Here is a 16,880-nt window from a genome sequence, read left to right on the forward strand (position 1 = left end):
CAGCTAAATAGCGCTAATAATAGGCTATGCGTTTATTCTCTTAATCTGAATTACTGATATACTCATTGCCGTTACATTACGCATAACCTGAAGACGGAATCTAACTTGCAGTCCCTTAACCTTCTTAAATCTATTGCTGATGCAAAATCCAACCTCCGCAAGTCGGAACAGAAAGTTGCTGACTACGTTCTGGAGAATCCTGCGGATGTAATCCATATGCGGATTGTTGATCTGGCCTCCGAAGCTAATGTGAGTGAGCCCACCGTAGTACGTTTCTGTCGGGCACTTAACTATGACGGCTTTCAGGATTTTAAGCTGACGTTGGCACAAGGCCTTGCGAGCAATGCTAACTTCGAGCAATTCTCCCTCAACAGTAAAGATACTGTCAGCGAGTTTAAGCAGAAGATATTCGATTCAACCGTCGGCAACATGATGCGGGTTCGGGAAGAACTTAACGCTGAAACCCTCGAAGCCGCTATTGATGCTATTGCCAGTACTAACCGCCTGGAGCTCTACGGTTTTGGTGCATCCGCTCCCGTCTGTAATGACGCCCAGCACAAGTTTCATCGCTTAAAAATAGCAACCTCTGCCTATTCAGACCCACACATGCAGATGATATCAGCAACGACTCTGACGGAGCAGGATGTCGTGATCGCTATATCTCAAACAGGCCGCACCAAGGACCTACTGCATTCGGTAAAACTGGTTAAAGACGCCGGGGTAACCGTTATATCACTTTGCCCAAGCAATACCCCACTAGCGGATCTGGCATCGATATCAATTCATATCGACCTGGAAGAAGATAAAGACCTCAGTACGCTGATGTCTTCTAGGGTTGTTCATCTGGTAGTTATTGATGTACTAGCCGTTGGTGTAGCAATGAAACTGGGGCCAGGACTGCTCGACCACCTCAAAACGATCAAACGCAGCCTGAAGAGCCTACGTCAGAACGATAAACGCCTGCCTTTACGAAAACCTGCTGACTGATTTCTGTAAGGTTTTTCTCATTTCTGTAACATTCTTCCGTCACTATCTCTCCCGTTGAGGCCTCTTTTCAGGCCTCTGCATCCTTGAAATTCTCTTTTTTCTGTTATAAAAAAGAGTCTAGCTGTTACCAATAAAGCAAAATGGTCTGTTAGCCAGCCCTCATTTCAGGCTTTCAGATAGATTTTACAGAAGGTATAGGAACCAGTGCTATGCTGAAACGGAAAGATCAGAATCTCAGCCAAATTCAAACAGAAGTCTTTGATATAATTGTTGGTATAGATGAGGAAAAAAAACAGGCTAAACTCAAGAAAGCCTCAATGAAAAGCCTTACCTACCGACGTGCTATTGAAGAACGTAAACAACAGAAAGAACTCGAACATCAGATTAACGATGAACTCTGGTTTGACGATATTTAAAGATAAGGTATAAAAAAGCCCGCTGATGCAGGCTTTTTTCAGTTCTATTACATCTCTGGGTAGAGAATATCCAGCGGTACTGAACGGCCACTGTCTATCACTATCGCTGCATGCTTACGTTTTAGCTTGCGGGGCTCGGATACACCGCATGAATGGGCAATCATCTCCACCTCGTTCGCCAGATGCCTATGATAATTTGTCACCCTTACCGATTTGTTTTCCGGCACTAAGCCACGCTGCAAATCTTTATCGTGGGTCGTAATACCGGTCGGGCAGGTGTTCTTATTACACTGCAACGCCTGAATACAGCCGAGTGCAAACATAAAGCCCCTGGCACTGACACAAAAATCGGCGCCCATACAAAGCGCAGCAGCGACATCAGTAGGGTTGATACACTTACCCGATGCGACCACCCTGACTCGATCCCGCAGACCATGCATAATCAGCTTGTTAACCAAAGCCGGTAAACTTTCCCTTAGCGGTAGCCCAACACTATCCATCAGTGGCATCGGTGCCGCACCGGTACCACCATCACTACTGTCTAAAGTAATAAAGTCTGGCGCTTCTTCAATACCCCGGGAGACCATCCGCTCGCAAAACTCATCCAGCCAGTCTGTAGAACCTAGCACTAGCTTGAAACCCACCGGCTTACCGGTCACCTCGCGAATATGGCTAACCATATCCAACAGGTCATCGATCGACGCGATATCCGGGTGCCGATTTGGACTAATAGACGCCTGGCCTTCCGGTATACCCCTAATTGCCGCTATGTCAGCGCTGACTTTCTCAGCCGGCAGCATCCCACCTTTACCAGGTTTAGCTCCCTGGCTGAGCTTAATTTCAAACATCTTGACCTGCTCATGAGCGGCTTTCTCTTTCAGTTTCTCATCGTTGAGCATGCCCTGTTGATCACGTACGCCGTATTTGGCAGTACCTATCTGGCAAACAATGTCACAACCTCCTTCTAAATGGTACGGAGACAAACCGCCCTCACCGGTATTCATCCAGCAACCCGCCTCTCTAGCACCCCGAGAAAGCGCCTGAACAGCGGGCTTTGATAAAGCTCCGTAGCTCATGCCCGAAATATTAAAAAATGATTTTGCATCAAAAGGCTGACGACAATGAGGACCAATACGCAGGGGCTGATTCTTCACTGCATCTTCTTTTAAAGTAGGAAACGGGCAGTTAAGGAAGAAATAAGTACCGGGAATTCGCAGATCCCGGGATGAACCAAAAGCGATAGTATTATCGATATCCTTTGCGGCTCGATAACACCAACTGCGCTGCGCCCGGTTAAAAGGCATCTCTTCTCTGTCCATAGCGAAGAAATACTGTCGGAAGAACTCACCCAGATGCTCAAAAACATAGCGGAAGCGGCCAAATAACGGATAGTTTCGTCGTATAGTCTGCTTGGTTTGATGTTTATCTATTTGATAAATAATCAACCCAATTATTAATCCACCGATGACGATCAACAGCAAAATGCCGCCCAGAATTGCCACGAAATTAATCGCAAAGCTACTGACGGGATCGATCATATTCCGCACTCCTAGTTATTATTTGTTAGCGCATATTAAGAAACAGATGCAACAATCCTAACCTGTTGTATCGGCAAAGCATATGGGAACAATAGACTGAGTAGAAAAATTATATTTAATGACAAATTTGCAGATTAATTATCATCGCTGATCCAGTCAGGAGAAACCACACGGGCCAGTTCGCGCTGCATAATCACCTGACCATGGCGTACTGACAATAAGACCTCCCCCTGCTGACGAATTACGCTGTAGTCATCTTCACCATCTAGCAATATAAAACTACCGGAATTACCGACTTGTATGCCATAACAGTCATGAATATTCAGCGTCCGAGCGCTGTTATCAGTAATCAAATCAAGTGCTGTGCTGAAATCTGTATATCCCATCATCTGACAGATATGCAGGCCGAAATCCAGAGTACGTAATAGTTTGCCATTACCCAGGGAATACCAGGGATCAAAGATTGAGTCTTCGCCAAAACAAACATTTATACCTTCGGCATTAAGCTCTTTTACCCGAGTAAGACCACGGCGTTTAGGGTAGCTATCAAAGCGACCTTGCAGATGGATACTCTCCGTTGGGCAGGAAACAAAGTTAATGCCTGATTTTTTCAGTAAGCGAAACAGCTTAGAACAATAGGCATTATCGTAAGAGCCCATCGCCGTGGTATGGCTGGCAGTGACTCTTGAGCCCATATTATTGAACAAGGCCTCTGCCGCCAGCACTTCAAGAAAGCGGGAGTTAGGATCATCCGTCTCATCACAATGTACATCCACCAGACGGTCGTATTTCAGTGCCAGCTCGATTACCTTTTTCATCGAAGCTTCGCCTAACTCGCGGGTGTACTCAAAATGTGGAATACCACCCACAACATCTGCGCCAATCTGCAGCGCTTGCTCCATCAACTCAAGTCCACTCGGATAAGAGAGCAGCCCCTCCTGAGGAAATGCTACGACCTGGATATCAATTTTGTCAGAAAGCTCATCCCGCAGCGCACAAAGGGTTTTAATACCTATCAGACTTGGGTCACTGACATCTGCATGGGTACGGATATGTTGCACCCCCTGGCTCACCAATAACTGGATTGTTTTCCTAGCCCGTTGGCGTATATCAGCTTCATTTAATAGTGGCTTACGCTCACTCCACCGCTCAATACCCTCAAACAGTGTGCCGCTCTGGTTCCAGTTAGGTTCACCGGCCGTTAACGCTGCATCCAGATGGATATGTGGTTCAACAAAGGGCGCGCAGACCAACTTCCCACTAGCATCGATCTGCCCCTCTACAACACTCAACGGGCCATCTTGTTCGCAGATAGCCGTAAAGTAACCCTTATTGATTTTCAAGCTATATAGCGCTGCTTTACTTCGCAGACGAGCGTTAACAATCTCCATATTATTCTCGCTTTAATTGTCACTATTAGGGTGTTGAAACAGAACCTGCTCAATCAAGAAAACAATCTACAGGTATTCAATAGATAAACACCTGCAGATCATTTGATGTGCAAATAAAGGGAACTGACTTCAGACCCTATCAACTATTCAACAGTAACCGACTTTGCCAGATTACGCGGCTGATCCACATCGGTGCCTTTTAGCACAGCAACGTAGTAAGCCAGCAGCTGTAAAGGTATTGAATAAATGATCGGCGCCATAACGGTTGGCACATCCGGCAGGGTGATCAGTTCCAGATCATCCCCCGGTTTTACTTGTGCTTTGGAATCGGCAAACAGGAACAGTTTTCCACCCCGGGCACGCACCTCTTCCAGATTAGCCTGGAGCTTTTCCAGTAACGAGTTATTTGGTGCGACCGCTACCACAGGCATATCTTCATCTACCAGCGCCAGAGGGCCGTGCTTAAGCTCCCCGGCGGGATAAGCCTCTGCATGGATATAAGAGATCTCTTTTAGCTTCAGAGCGCCTTCTACAGCTACCGGATAGATAGTACCCCGCCCCAGAAACAGAGCATGATGCTTATCAACGAAATGCTCAGCCATTTGCTGAATCTGCGGATCAAGCGCCAGCACCTGATCAGTCAGGTTATCTAACTGTTCCAGTCCGGCAACTATCTCCTGTTCGCCTTTAAAACCATAGCGACGAGCCAGTACTAAAGTTGTCAGCATCAGAACGACCAGCTGACTGGTGAAAGCCTTGGTTGATGCGACGCCAATCTCTGGTCCCGCATTGGTCATTATTGCCAGATCGGACTCACGTACCAGAGAGCTGCCCGCCACATTACAGATGGACAGAAAGCCGAGATAATCCTGCTCTTTCGCTTCACGCAACGCTGACAAAGTATCAGCGGTCTCTCCGGACTGGGAAATAGAAATAAACAACGTACCCGGCATACAGACAGTCTGTCGGTAGCGGAACTCACTCGCCACTTCCACCATACAGGGGATGCCAACAATTTTTTCGATCCAGTAACGCGCCACAACCCCGGCATTATAGCTGGTGCCACAGGCAACAATCTGTACCATCTTTACCTGATCAAATAGCTCAGAAGCCCCGGTACCAAAAGCCTGCTCAAGTACGTGGCCATGGTGGATCCGCCCTTCAAGAGCATTACGGATAACCTTGGGCTGTTCGTATATCTCTTTCAGCATATAGTGACGGTATTCGCCCTTATCTGCAGCATCATGGCCATGTTCAAACAGCTGTACTTCATGCTGAACAGCATCACCTTGTGCATTCTCTACTTTCACCTCAGAACGGCTAATGGCTGCCAGGTCACCCTCTTCCAGATAGATAAAGCGGTCAGTTACCTGTAACAATGCCAGCGGATCAGAGGCGATGAAATTTTCCTCTATCCCAACACCTATCACCAGTGGACTCCCCATCCGGGTAGCCAATAAAAGATCCGGTTGCTCCTGATCAACCACCGCCAGCGCATAAGCACCATCAAGCCGTTTTATGGTCTCTTTAAGGGCTTCTATCAACCCTTTACCCGCAATCACTTCACGGTGTATCAGATGAGTTACTACTTCAGTGTCAGTATCTGACAGGAACTGATAGCCAGTTGCAGACAGCTCCTCTTTCAATTCATTATGATTTTCGATAATACCGTTATGTACTACAGCAATCCGATCAGCTGAAAGATGCGGATGCGCATTTCGTTGCTCCGGCTTACCGTGAGTTGCCCAACGAGTATGGGCTATACCCAGGTAGCCAGGCAGGGGTGAACCACTCAAAGCTGCGTCTAACTGAGCAACCTTGCCCACTCGTTTCAAGTGATCCAATTGCATGGTTTCACTATTCAGAACCGCCATACCGGCAGAATCGTAACCTCGGTATTCAAGTCTCTTAAGCCCTTCCAACAGAATCGCTGAAATATTCCGGCCAGCGATAGCCCCAACTATTCCACACATAATTCCGCTTCCTTATGACTTTTTAACCGGGCGCTGCCAGTTATTCAGGTTAATCTGTTTAGCCCGGGTAACCGCTAGCTGCTCAGCGGCTACTTCTTTAGTGATGGTTGAGCCTGCACCAACCGTAGCACCTGCACCGATCTTTACCGGTGCAACCAAGGCGCTGTTTGAGCCAATAAATGCACCGTCGCCGATCTCAGTGACGGATTTATTCACCCCATCGTAATTACAGGTAATAGTTCCCGCGCCTACATTAACTCCGACACCTACCTCTGCATCGCCGATATAGCTCAGATGATTAACCTTACTACCTTCGCCAATAGTCACTTTCTTTGTCTCTACGAAATTACCGACTTTAGCATTATTCTCCAGACGACTGCCCGGGCGCAAACGAGCAAAAGGACCAATATCGCAATTTTCAGCAACTACTGCCTTTTCCAACATTGAGTTCGCTTTAATATGGGTACCGGATCCGATAACTGAATCCTTAATGATGCAATTAGCCTCAATAGTGACATTATCGCCAATGCTTACCTTGCCTTCCAGAATCACGTTGATATCGATCGACACATCATGACCAACATTCACCACACCACGCACATCAATCCGTGCAGGATCGGTCAGACTAACGCCTTCCAGCATCAAGTTTTCTGCTTGGCCCAACTGATACCAACGCTCCAGTTCAGCCTGTTGCATCCGGTTATTAACACCTTGTACTTCTTGTTCGGTGGCTGGATGAATCGCCTGAATTCGTACTCCCTGCTCAGCAGCCATCGCGATAATATCGGTCAGATAGTATTCACCCTGAACATTATTAGAGGACAGCTGTGGAATCCACTCCTTCAATAACGCTGAAGGTAGAGCCAGAATACCCGTATTCACTTCGGTTATAGCCCGTTCTGCTTCGCTGGCATCCTTATGCTCAACAATAGCCACCACATCTCCGGTATCACTACGGACTATCCGCCCATACCCGGTAGGATCTGCCAGATTAACCGTCAGCAACCCGAATTGTCCACGCTCAGCTATCTTTACCAGTTCAGCCATCGTTTCTGAACGGGTCAGAGGCACATCACCGTAGAGCACCAACACAACGCCATTATCAGACACACAAGGCATCGCTTGTGCGACAGCATGGCCGGTTCCCAATTGTTCAGCTTGCAGGGCAAACTCGACACTTTGTTCAGAAAGTACGGCTTTTACTTTTTCAGCACCGTGACCAATAACAACGTGAACCTGCGAATTGGACAAAGTTTGCGCATTATCAATCACATGCTGCAGCATCGGCTTACCGCCAACGGTATGAAGTACTTTAGGCAGAGAGGATTTCATCCGACTACCCTGGCCTGCTGCCAGGATGACGATATCAAGCATATTCAAAACAGAAGCATCCTTGGTTTATTACAGCATTAACCACTTCCAGTGGTCTGCTGTTGTTGACATAAGTAACAATTTAACAGAACTTTAATCTAACTGCTTACAGATGCAATATTAAACGTCAGAGAAAAATTGACAAATATGAATGAAGAACTGTTTGAACTACTCGGACTCACCAAACGTGAGATCACAATTTACCGTGCACTCCTCTCTCTGGGCCCCAGCGCAATTCGAACTGTCGCCGAAAAAGCGGGTATCAATCGAGGCACAACTTATGATTGCCTTAAAGAGATGCAACAGAAAGGAATTGTCACCTATCTGCCAAAAGGTAAGCGTCGTCTGTTCAGTGCCCGGGAGCCAGAGATACTGTTAGAACTGGCAGAAGAGCGCCGCCATTCTCTCAACTCAGCAATAGATCAATTAAAAACCAAGGTAGTACCAGAACTACATCACCTGATGCCGGACTTTAATACAGCTAATGTCAGCTACTACGAAGGTGACAGCGGCATTGAGCAAGTACTGAGAGACATTCTCAATACAGTGTCTAAACAAAACCCCAAACGCTATTCCATCTTCTCCTCAAAACCGATCCGTAAACATCTCTATCGTCCCTTCCCTAACTTCACTGCCCAACGAATTCAGAAAGGCATAGAAGTAAAAGTAATCGCTATAGGTGACGGAGGTGAAGATGCCGAACTAAGTGAACGTAAATGGATTAAAACCGAAGGTAAAGTTGATGCCGCCTATATCGCAGTATACCCACCTAAATGTGCAATTATCTCCCTGGCATCAGCTAACTATCCAACGGCAGTGGTAATCGAATCTAAGGAGGTTGCTGCAGCACAAAAGATTATTTTTGATACCTTATGGGGCTTGCTATAAGTGGCTAGTAGCTAAACAGAGTTTGATCCTGCCCATTAAGTTTTTTTCTAGCGAGTAACGAAATTGCGTCTAGCTACTAACAAGTGACGCAGTCACATCTAGCAACTGGTTGCATTTTTTTAACAAAAAAAAGCGACCTAATCGGTCGCTTTTTATTCGAGTAGCAGTTAAGTAAGGCTGGGTTATTTACCCATCTTCTTACGAATCTGCTGAATAGTACGCAGTTGAGCTGTAGCTTCGGCAAGTTGAGCAGTAGCACGGGAATAATCCAGTTCGCTGCTCTGATCAGCCATCGCATGTTCAGCATGCTTCTTAACTTCCTCTGCGGCTGCTTCATTGATGTCACCCGCACGCAGTGCAACGTCCGCTAGGACAGATATTCTGTGTGCTTGTACTTCAATAAAACCGCCAGAGACGTAGAAGATCTCCTGCTCACCACCCTGTTTCTTTAGCTCTACAGGACCTGGTTTCAGTTCCGACAGAAGCGGAGCGTGACCTGGGTATATACCCAGATCACCCAGGCTACCTGTCACTGAAACGAACTCAATAAGACCAGAGAAGATCTCTTCTTCAGCACTTACGATGTCACAATGAACAGTCATAGCCATGTTGTTATCCTTTTAAAGGTTAACTAAGCGCATTTACATGCTCTTAGCTTTTTCAACCACTTCGTCGATTCCGCCAACCATGTAGAACGCTTGCTCAGGAAGATCATCATAGTCGCCAGCAAGGATACCCTTGAATGCGCTGATGGTGTCTTTCAGAGATACGTACTTACCTGGAGCTCCGGTGAATACTTCAGCTACGAAGAACGGCTGAGACAAGAAGCGCTGAATCTTACGAGCACGTGTTACCACCTGCTTGTCTTCTTCAGACAGCTCGTCCATACCCAGGATCGCAATGATGTCTTTCAGCTCTTTATAACGCTGTAGAACACCCTGAACCTGACGAGCAATGTCGTAATGCTCCTGGCCGATTACCAATGGATCCAGCTGACGAGAGGTAGAATCCAGAGGATCTACCGCAGGGTAGATACCCAGCTCGGCAATCTGACGTGACAGTACTACTGTCGCATCCAAGTGGGAGAACGTGGTCGCTGGAGATGGATCGGTCAAGTCATCCGCAGGTACGTATACCGCTTGAATAGACGTGATAGAACCAGTCTTAGTCGAGGTGATACGTTCCTGTAGAACGCCCATCTCTTCCGCCAGTGTTGGCTGATAACCTACCGCTGAAGGCATACGACCTAGCAGTGCAGATACTTCTGTTCCTGCCAGTGTGTAACGGTAGATGTTGTCAACAAACAACAGTACGTCACGACCTTCGTCACGGAATTTCTCAGCCATTGTCAGGCCAGTCAGCGCTACACGCAGACGGTTACCTGGAGGCTCATTCATCTGACCATAAACCAGAGATACTTTATCCAATACATTGGATTCTTTCATCTCATAGTAGAAGTCGTTACCTTCACGAGTACGCTCGCCTACACCCGCAAATACGGAGAAGCCAGAGTGCTCGATCGCGATGTTTCGGATCAGTTCCATCATGTTTACGGTTTTGCCTACACCGGCACCACCAAACAGACCAACTTTACCACCCTTCGCGAATGGGCATACCAGATCGATTACCTTGATGCCGGTTTCCAGTAGCTCGTTAGAAGCCGCCTGGTCAGCATAAGAAGGTGCCTTACGGTGAATAGGCATACGCTCTTCTTCACCGATAGGTCCACACTCATCGATTGGGTTACCCAATACATCCATGATACGACCCAGAGTCGCTGTACCTACAGGTACAGAAACTGGCGCACCAGTGTTAACTACGTCCAGACCACGGCTTACGCCTTCCGTCTGACCCATAGCGATTGCACGTACAACACCGTCGCCCAGCTGCTGCTGAACTTCAAGTGTAAGGCCTTTGGCCTCTACAGTCAGTGCATCATAGATCTTCGGTACACTGTCGCGTGGGAATTCCACGTCGACTACTGCGCCGATGATCTGAACAATACGTCCGCTACTCATGTTCGGATCCTCTTAACATTAAACCTGTTAACTGCCTTATACAGCAGCAGCACCACTTACGATTTCAGAAATTTCCTGAGTGATCGCAGTTTGACGAGCCTTGTTGTAAATCATTTGCAGCTCATCGATTAGGTCACCGGCGTTGTCGGTTGCATTCTTCATCGCCAGCATTCGTGCTGCCTGTTCACAGGCATTGTTCTCAACCACGGCCTGATAGACCAGGGACTCAATGTAACGAACCAGTAAGCCGTTCAACAGCTCTTTTGCATCTGGCTCGTAAATATAATCCCAGTGATGGTTAAGACGGTCATCATCGTCTTCTGCTTTCAGCGGAAGAATCTGCTCTACTTGTGGAGTCTGTGTCATGGTATTAACGAATTCGTTAGATACCACAAACACTTGATCCAGCTTGCCTTCATCGTAAGCATCCAGCATCACTTTAACGGTACCAATCAGCTCAGCTGCTTCAGGCTTATCACCCAGACCAGTTTTTGCTGCGGTTACGTTACCGCCAAATGTTTTAAAGAAGCTTACAGACTTAGAACCCAACGCACAGATTTCGATATCGATATTCTGGTTGTTAAATTCGTTCATCTTGGCAATAGCTGCCTTGAACGCATTAATGTTCAAGCCACCGCAGAGACCACGGTCAGTTGCTACAACAATGAAACCGACACGCTTTACTTCGCGCTGTTGCAGATACAGATGCTTATATTCAGGATTGGATTTCGCCAGGTGCTGAATTACGCCACGGATACTCCGGGCATAAGGACGGCTTGCCTGCATACGATCCTGAGCTTTACGCATTTTAGATGCAGCCACCATTTCCATAGCGCTGGTAATCTTACGTGTGCCCTGAATACTGGCTATCTGCGTCTTTATCTCTTTTCCGGCTGCCATAGTTCCACCTATTAAACCTTTACTTAGTTCAGGTCTGCATTACTAGAATGCAGACCCCCACTCTGACGAGTTATTACCAAGTTTGGGTAGATTTGAACTTCTCGATACCAGCCTTAAACTGAGACGAGATCTCATCATTGTAGTCGCCGCCTTCATTGATCTTACCCATTACATCAGCATACTCGCTGTTGAAATAAGAGATCAGGGCCGATTCAAAATCAAGGATCTTGCTCATGTCGATATCGTTCAGGAAGCCTTCGTTCGCAGCGAACAGACTCAAACCCATATCCGCTACGGACATTGGGGAGTACTGCTTCTGCTTCATCAGCTCGGTTACGCGCTGACCATGCTCAAGCTGAGCACGAGTCGCATCGTCCAGATCAGATGCGAACTGAGCGAATGCCGCCAATTCACGATACTGAGCCAGAGCCAGACGTACACCACCACCAAGTTTCTTGATGATCTTAGTCTGAGCTGCACCACCTACACGGGATACAGACAAACCAGCGTTGATCGCCGGACGGATACCTGAGTTAAACAGGTCCGCTTCCAGGAAGATCTGACCATCGGTGATGGAGATAACGTTGGTTGGTACGAATGCAGATACGTCACCACCTTGTGTCTCGATTACTGGCAATGCAGTCAGGGAACCAGTTCGGCCCTTAACTTCACCGTTAGTAAACTTCTCAACATAAGTTGGGTTAACGCGTGCAGCACGTTCCAGCAGACGCGAGTGAAGATAGAATACATCACCTGGATATGCTTCACGGCCCGGTGGGCGGCGTAGCAACAGGGAGATCTGACGGTATGCCCATGCCTGTTTAGTCAGGTCATCGTATACGATCAGAGCATCTTCACCGCGGTCACGGTAATATTCACCCATCGAACAACCAGCATAAGGCGCCAGGAACTGCATCGCTGCAGGATCTGATGCACCGGCTGCTACTACGATGGTATGTTCCATCGCGCCGTGCTCTTCCAGCTTACGTACCACGTTAGCAATAGTGGACTGTTTCTGTCCGATCGCTACGTAGACACATTTAACGCCGGTGCCTTTCTGGTTGATGATAGCGTCAATTGCGATCGCAGATTTACCAATCTGACGGTCACCGATGATCAGCTCACGCTGACCACGGCCAATTGGCACCATGGCATCAATGGATTTCAGACCAGTCTGTACAGGCTGATCTACTGATTGACGCTCGATTACACCAGGTGCAACCTTTTCTACAGGGTCAGTCAGTTTAGTTTCAATTGGGCCTTTACCGTCGATCGGGTTACCCAGGGCGTCTACTACGCGACCCTGTAGTTCCGGACCAACAGGTACTTCCAGGATTCGGCTGGTACAACGCGCGGTCATACCTTCTACCAGACCCTGATAGTCACCCAGGACTACAGCACCTACAGAATCACGCTCAAGGTTGAGCGCCATACCGTAGATACCGCCAGGGAATTCAATCATTTCCCCGTACATTACGTCAGCCAGGCCGTGAATCAGGATGATACCGTCAGAAACGCTGACGATAGTACCTTCATTACGGGCTTCAGAAGAGACATCAAGCTTCTCGATGCGGCTCTTCAGAATCTCGCTGATCTCAGATGGATTCAGTTGCTGCATGTTTAATCCTCACACTCAGGAGTTCATTGCTTCGGCTAGCTTCGCCAGTCGAGCACGAATTGAGCCGTCGATAACCATATCGTCGGTTCGAATGATCACACCACCGATTATGGACTTGTCCACTTCGGCAGTAAGACTCACTTCGCGGCCCAGCTTAGAGCTCAGTGCCTGAGTTAATTTTTGTTGCTGCTGCTCGCCCAGATCAAAGGCAGTTGTCACGCTTACATCAACAGAATGCTGCTGATTAGCTTTCAACTGTTCAAACTGCGCAGAGATCTCTGGTAACAAAGCTAGGCGCTGATTTTCTGCCAATAAAGAAATAAAGTTCTTTGTTGGCTGATCCATCTGCTCTTCGCAGACAGATATCATTGCTTCAGCTTTCTGTTCGCTGGTCAGTCCAGGGTTACCCAAAACCAGTTTCATAGTCTCATGCTGTGCAACTAACGATGTAGTTGTCAGCATTTCAGACCACTGGTCAAAGCTTCCCTTGTCCGCAGCTAGCTCGAAAGCGGCTTTGGTATAAGGCCGAGCGACTGTATTAAGTTCAGCCATCGTAAACCTCGCTTAAAGCTCAGCAGCTAGTTTTTCAACAAGCTGTGCATGTGCGTCGGCGTCAACAGACGCTTCAAGAATTTTCTCTGCACCGGCTACTACAAGAGCAGCAACTTGGGAACGGAGAGCTTCTTTCGCACGGTTAGCTTCCTGATCGATTTCAGCTTGAGCTGCAGTGACAAGGCGTTCTGCCTCTTCACGTGCCTTCTCTTTAGCTTCGTCAACGATCTGATTAGCTCGCTTATTAGCCTGTTCAATGACGGCGGCTGCTTCTTCTTTGCTCTTACGCATATCAGACATGGCTTTTTCTTGAGCCAGTTCTAAGTCACGCTGAGCGCGGTCAGCAGCGTCCAGACCTTCTGCAATCTTCTTCTTACGTTCTGCTAGCGCACCAGTAATTGGTGGCCAAACGTATTTCATACAAAATACAACGAAGAAGGCAAATGCGATGATCTGACCAATGATGGTTAGATTAATATTCACGCCATTACCTCTCGCGGTTGTCTTAAAAAGTAGTTACCCATAAGGGACGTATGTAGCTCTACTTATGCAACAGCGAACAGTACGTACAGACCCAGACCAACACCGATCATAGGTACGGCATCAACCAGACCCATTACGATGAAGAATTGAGTACGAAGCAGAGGGATCAGTTCAGGCTGACGAGCAGCTCCTTCTAGGAATTTACCACCTAGAATACCTATACCTACTGCAGCGCCTACAGCACCCAGTCCCATCATCAGCGCACCAGCGATGTATACAATAGCACTTGCCATTTCCATCAGTTTATCTCCGATTTTTAATTGCTAAAGTTAAAGTTAAATTAAATTTGTTTAATTCATTATTCAGTTATTACAGCTACTTAGTGGTCTTCATGCGCCATGGCCAGGTAGACAATAGTCAGGACCATGAAGATGAACGCCTGTAGCGTAATTACCAGAATGTGGAAGATCGCCCATGGCACAGACAGCAGCCATTGAGCCCAGAAAGGCAGCAAAGCGATCAATATAAAGATCATCTCACCTGCGTACATGTTACCGAACAGTCGCAGTGCCAGTGATACTGGCTTAGCCAGCAGACCCACGATTTCCAGGAACAGGTTGAAAGGTAGTAACCATTTACCCAGTGGCTGAAACGCCAGCTCAGCTAGGAAACCACCAACACCTTTCATTTTAATGCTGTAGTAAATAATTAAAGCAAACACAGCAAATGCCATACCCAGAGTCGCATTGATATCTGTAGTAGGTACGACCTTCATATATACGTGATGTGGATCAGCACCAAAGGCTTCACCAATCTTCTGAGCCAGGAACGGTAACCAGTCAACCGGTACCAAGTCCATGGTATTCATCAGGAATACCCAAACAAAAATGGTTAGTGCCAGCGGGGCAATAAGCGCATTTTTGTAGTGGAAAATACTTGTAACGTTGTCTTCAACGAACTCTATAATTGTTTCTACAAAGTTCTGAGTACTACCAGGAACACCGGAAGTCGCTGTTTTAGCCACTTTGCGGAACATCCAGATAAAAAACATACCCAGACCGACAGACCACAACATTGTGTCTACGTGAATTGCCCAGAATCCCATTTCTGCAGCTTCCTGAGCGGTCTGAGCAAAACTCAGACCATTCTCAGGATGCGCACCAAACGTCAAATTCGTCAGGTGGTGGGATATATAGGCTGAGGAAGTCATTTCGCTAGCCATTACTATCTCTCTCATTCAAAGTTTTAAGAATCTGTTATTCAGCTTCAGCTGGACGAAGAATCCGACCAGTTGTAGCCATATATATGTGCCAAATAAGGAAAATGGATTCAGAGGTTGAATCAGGATAAACACCGCAGAGAAGAGTGCGATGGATAAGCCCATTTTCCATATTTCACTCGTATATAGCTGTGTCACCACAGCGCCAGGAGTATTTTTTGCCTGCCTCGCAACCAGTGCGCGATGGGCAAAGACATAACTTGGTAGCAGAAAAATCACTCCACCGCAGAGCGATGAGTAGGCCGCACTCAAGCTATGCAGAAGTGAAACTCCCGCAATCACTAACAAACTAACTACTTGTATCAGGAAAACTTTCCTATATTGCTGCAAGGCGATACGAGCATGAACGCCAAGTTTCTGGTGCCCGTTTCTCATATAAATACAGCCTCAGTTCCCCTAATCAGTTGCTGAAAAATAATACTTATATTTTCAACAGCCAGCGCATTATAGGGGCTTACGCCCTCATCATCAATATGATTCAGACCGATTTACACTTTTGTATTAGGGCGACTGGGAAACAAGAAGTAGGTAAATACCCTGATATGGGTATATAGCTTGTACTTTAGTCAAATAAAAAGGGCTTATTGTATCGCTTTTAAAATTGCTTCAAATTTCTCACGGTTCTCGTAAGCGATAGTGATTTTCCCTTTACCTGCTGCATTTTCGGTAATGGTTACCCTGCTATTCAGGTAGTTTGTCAGGTTATCTGACAGATCTTTCAACAGTGGATCCGCTTTTTTGGCCTCTTTCTCAGGTTCCGTTTTTTTCTGTTGAAGTTTACGCACCAGATCTTCAGTCTGCCTGACTGAAAGTGTCTTACCGACAACTTCTTTAGCCGCACTGATCTGATCTGGGCCTTCCATTCCCAGCAACGCCCGGGCATGACCCATCTCCAGATCACCATACTCGAGCATCTTTTTCACTTCGTCGGTAAGGTTCATCAGACGTAACAGATTAGTAACTGATGATCGTGATTTACCTACTGCATCAGCGACTTCCTGCTGAGTCAGTTCAAATTCGATCTTCAGACGATCCAGGGCGATCGCCTCTTCCATTGGATTAAGGTTTTCCCGCTGAATATTTTCGATCAGCGCCATCGCAATAGCCGCTTCATCAGGCACATCACGAATAACCGTTGGAATCTCATCAAGGCCAGCCATCTGGGTAGCTCGCCAGCGCCGCTCACCGGCAATAATTTCGTATAGGTTGTCAGACACCGGACGAACCACAATGGGCTGCATTACACCCTGAGCTTTTATCGAATTAGCCAGTTCTTCAAGCGCCTGAGGCTCAAGATCACGACGAGGCTGATATTTACCGCGCTGAATCTGATCAATAGGCATCAACCGGTAGCCGTTGCCACCTTCAGCTCGAGCCTGTACTACAGCTTCATCTGCAAAGTTTGAACTGTTTGACAATAATGCATCCAGTCCCCGTCCCAAACCACGCTTTTTAGCCGCCATCGA

17 protein-coding genes are annotated in these 16,880 nt (G+C 47.1%); 3 read left to right on the forward strand and 14 right to left on the reverse strand.

What is annotated here, in order from left to right; genetic code table 11:
* Positions 1-105 precede the first annotated feature (105 nt).
* Positions 106-987 (forward strand): SIS domain-containing protein, encoded by an 882-nt coding sequence (locus tag QZZ54_RS00240; protein WP_290696944.1) that lies wholly within the window; start codon positions 106-108, stop codon positions 985-987.
* A gap of 209 nt (positions 988-1,196) precedes the next feature.
* Positions 1,197-1,403 carry a PA3496 family putative envelope integrity protein gene (locus QZZ54_RS00245; protein ID WP_290696947.1) on the forward strand — a complete coding sequence of 69 codons (207 nt, stop codon included), beginning with the start codon at positions 1,197-1,199 and terminating at the stop codon, positions 1,401-1,403.
* Positions 1,404-1,450: 47 nt separating this feature from the next.
* Here the strand turns inward: QZZ54_RS00245 and QZZ54_RS00250 are convergent, their stop codons facing one another.
* The 4 genes from QZZ54_RS00250 to glmU all read right to left on the reverse strand — a co-directional run bounded on the left by QZZ54_RS00250 (position 1,451) and on the right by glmU (position 7,679).
* Complete coding sequence (locus tag QZZ54_RS00250; protein WP_290696949.1) at positions 1,451-2,941, reverse strand: FMN-binding glutamate synthase family protein; 1,491 nt, start codon at positions 2,939-2,941, stop codon at positions 1,451-1,453.
* A 134-nt stretch (positions 2,942-3,075) separates the two neighbouring features.
* Complete coding sequence (gene codA, locus QZZ54_RS00255; RefSeq protein WP_290696953.1) at positions 3,076-4,332, reverse strand: cytosine deaminase; 1,257 nt, start codon at positions 4,330-4,332, stop codon at positions 3,076-3,078.
* 143 nt (positions 4,333-4,475) lie between these two features.
* Entirely contained in the window at positions 4,476-6,305 is a 1,830-nt protein-coding gene (gene glmS / locus QZZ54_RS00260) for a glutamine--fructose-6-phosphate transaminase (isomerizing) (protein WP_290696956.1), read from the reverse strand.
* 12 nt (positions 6,306-6,317) lie between these two features.
* Positions 6,318-7,679: a bifunctional UDP-N-acetylglucosamine diphosphorylase/glucosamine-1-phosphate N-acetyltransferase GlmU gene (gene glmU, locus QZZ54_RS00265; RefSeq protein WP_290698176.1), complete on the reverse strand. Its 1,362-nt coding sequence runs from the start codon at positions 7,677-7,679 to the stop codon at positions 6,318-6,320.
* Positions 7,680-7,823: 144 nt separating this feature from the next.
* On the opposite strand from glmU, the gene QZZ54_RS00270 reads away from it, so the two are divergent.
* Positions 7,824-8,564, forward strand: coding sequence for a helix-turn-helix domain-containing protein (locus QZZ54_RS00270; protein WP_290696959.1), 741 nt, complete (start codon positions 7,824-7,826; stop codon positions 8,562-8,564).
* Between the two features lie 182 nt (positions 8,565-8,746).
* On the opposite strand, the gene QZZ54_RS00275 is transcribed toward QZZ54_RS00270, so the two are convergent.
* From QZZ54_RS00275 to QZZ54_RS00320, 10 genes are all read right to left on the reverse strand, one after another.
* Positions 8,747-9,172: a F0F1 ATP synthase subunit epsilon gene (locus QZZ54_RS00275; protein WP_290696962.1), complete on the reverse strand. Its 426-nt coding sequence runs from the start codon at positions 9,170-9,172 to the stop codon at positions 8,747-8,749.
* A gap of 33 nt (positions 9,173-9,205) precedes the next feature.
* The gene (atpD, locus tag QZZ54_RS00280) at positions 9,206-10,582 is read right to left on the reverse strand and encodes a F0F1 ATP synthase subunit beta (protein ID WP_290696965.1); all 1,377 of its coding nucleotides are present in this window, start codon (positions 10,580-10,582) and stop codon (positions 9,206-9,208) included.
* Positions 10,583-10,618: 36 nt separating this feature from the next.
* Complete coding sequence (gene atpG / locus QZZ54_RS00285; RefSeq protein WP_290696968.1) at positions 10,619-11,482, reverse strand: F0F1 ATP synthase subunit gamma; 864 nt, start codon at positions 11,480-11,482, stop codon at positions 10,619-10,621.
* Positions 11,483-11,555: 73 nt separating this feature from the next.
* Complete coding sequence (gene atpA / locus QZZ54_RS00290; RefSeq protein ID WP_290696971.1) at positions 11,556-13,100, reverse strand: F0F1 ATP synthase subunit alpha; 1,545 nt, start codon at positions 13,098-13,100, stop codon at positions 11,556-11,558.
* A 15-nt stretch (positions 13,101-13,115) separates the two neighbouring features.
* Positions 13,116-13,652 carry a F0F1 ATP synthase subunit delta gene (locus QZZ54_RS00295; RefSeq protein ID WP_290696974.1) on the reverse strand — a complete coding sequence of 179 codons (537 nt, stop codon included), beginning with the start codon at positions 13,650-13,652 and terminating at the stop codon, positions 13,116-13,118.
* Positions 13,653-13,664: 12 nt separating this feature from the next.
* Positions 13,665-14,135, reverse strand: coding sequence for a F0F1 ATP synthase subunit B (locus QZZ54_RS00300; protein ID WP_290696977.1), 471 nt, complete (start codon positions 14,133-14,135; stop codon positions 13,665-13,667).
* 62 nt (positions 14,136-14,197) lie between these two features.
* Entirely contained in the window at positions 14,198-14,434 is a 237-nt protein-coding gene (gene atpE, locus QZZ54_RS00305; RefSeq protein ID WP_019621250.1) for a F0F1 ATP synthase subunit C, read from the reverse strand.
* Between the two features lie 80 nt (positions 14,435-14,514).
* The gene (gene atpB / locus QZZ54_RS00310) at positions 14,515-15,357 is read right to left on the reverse strand and encodes a F0F1 ATP synthase subunit A (RefSeq protein WP_290696983.1); all 843 of its coding nucleotides are present in this window, start codon (positions 15,355-15,357) and stop codon (positions 14,515-14,517) included.
* A 15-nt stretch (positions 15,358-15,372) separates the two neighbouring features.
* Entirely contained in the window at positions 15,373-15,789 is a 417-nt protein-coding gene (locus QZZ54_RS00315) for an ATP synthase subunit I (protein WP_290696986.1), read from the reverse strand.
* A 206-nt stretch (positions 15,790-15,995) separates the two neighbouring features.
* The gene (locus QZZ54_RS00320; RefSeq protein WP_290696988.1) at positions 15,996-16,877 is read right to left on the reverse strand and encodes a ParB/RepB/Spo0J family partition protein; all 882 of its coding nucleotides are present in this window, start codon (positions 16,875-16,877) and stop codon (positions 15,996-15,998) included.
* Between the last annotated feature and the right edge of the window lie 3 nt (positions 16,878-16,880).

Origin of the sequence: Amphritea sp. (assembly GCF_016744155.1) — a bacterium.
Taxonomy (GTDB): Bacteria; Pseudomonadota; Gammaproteobacteria; order Pseudomonadales; family Balneatricaceae; genus Amphritea.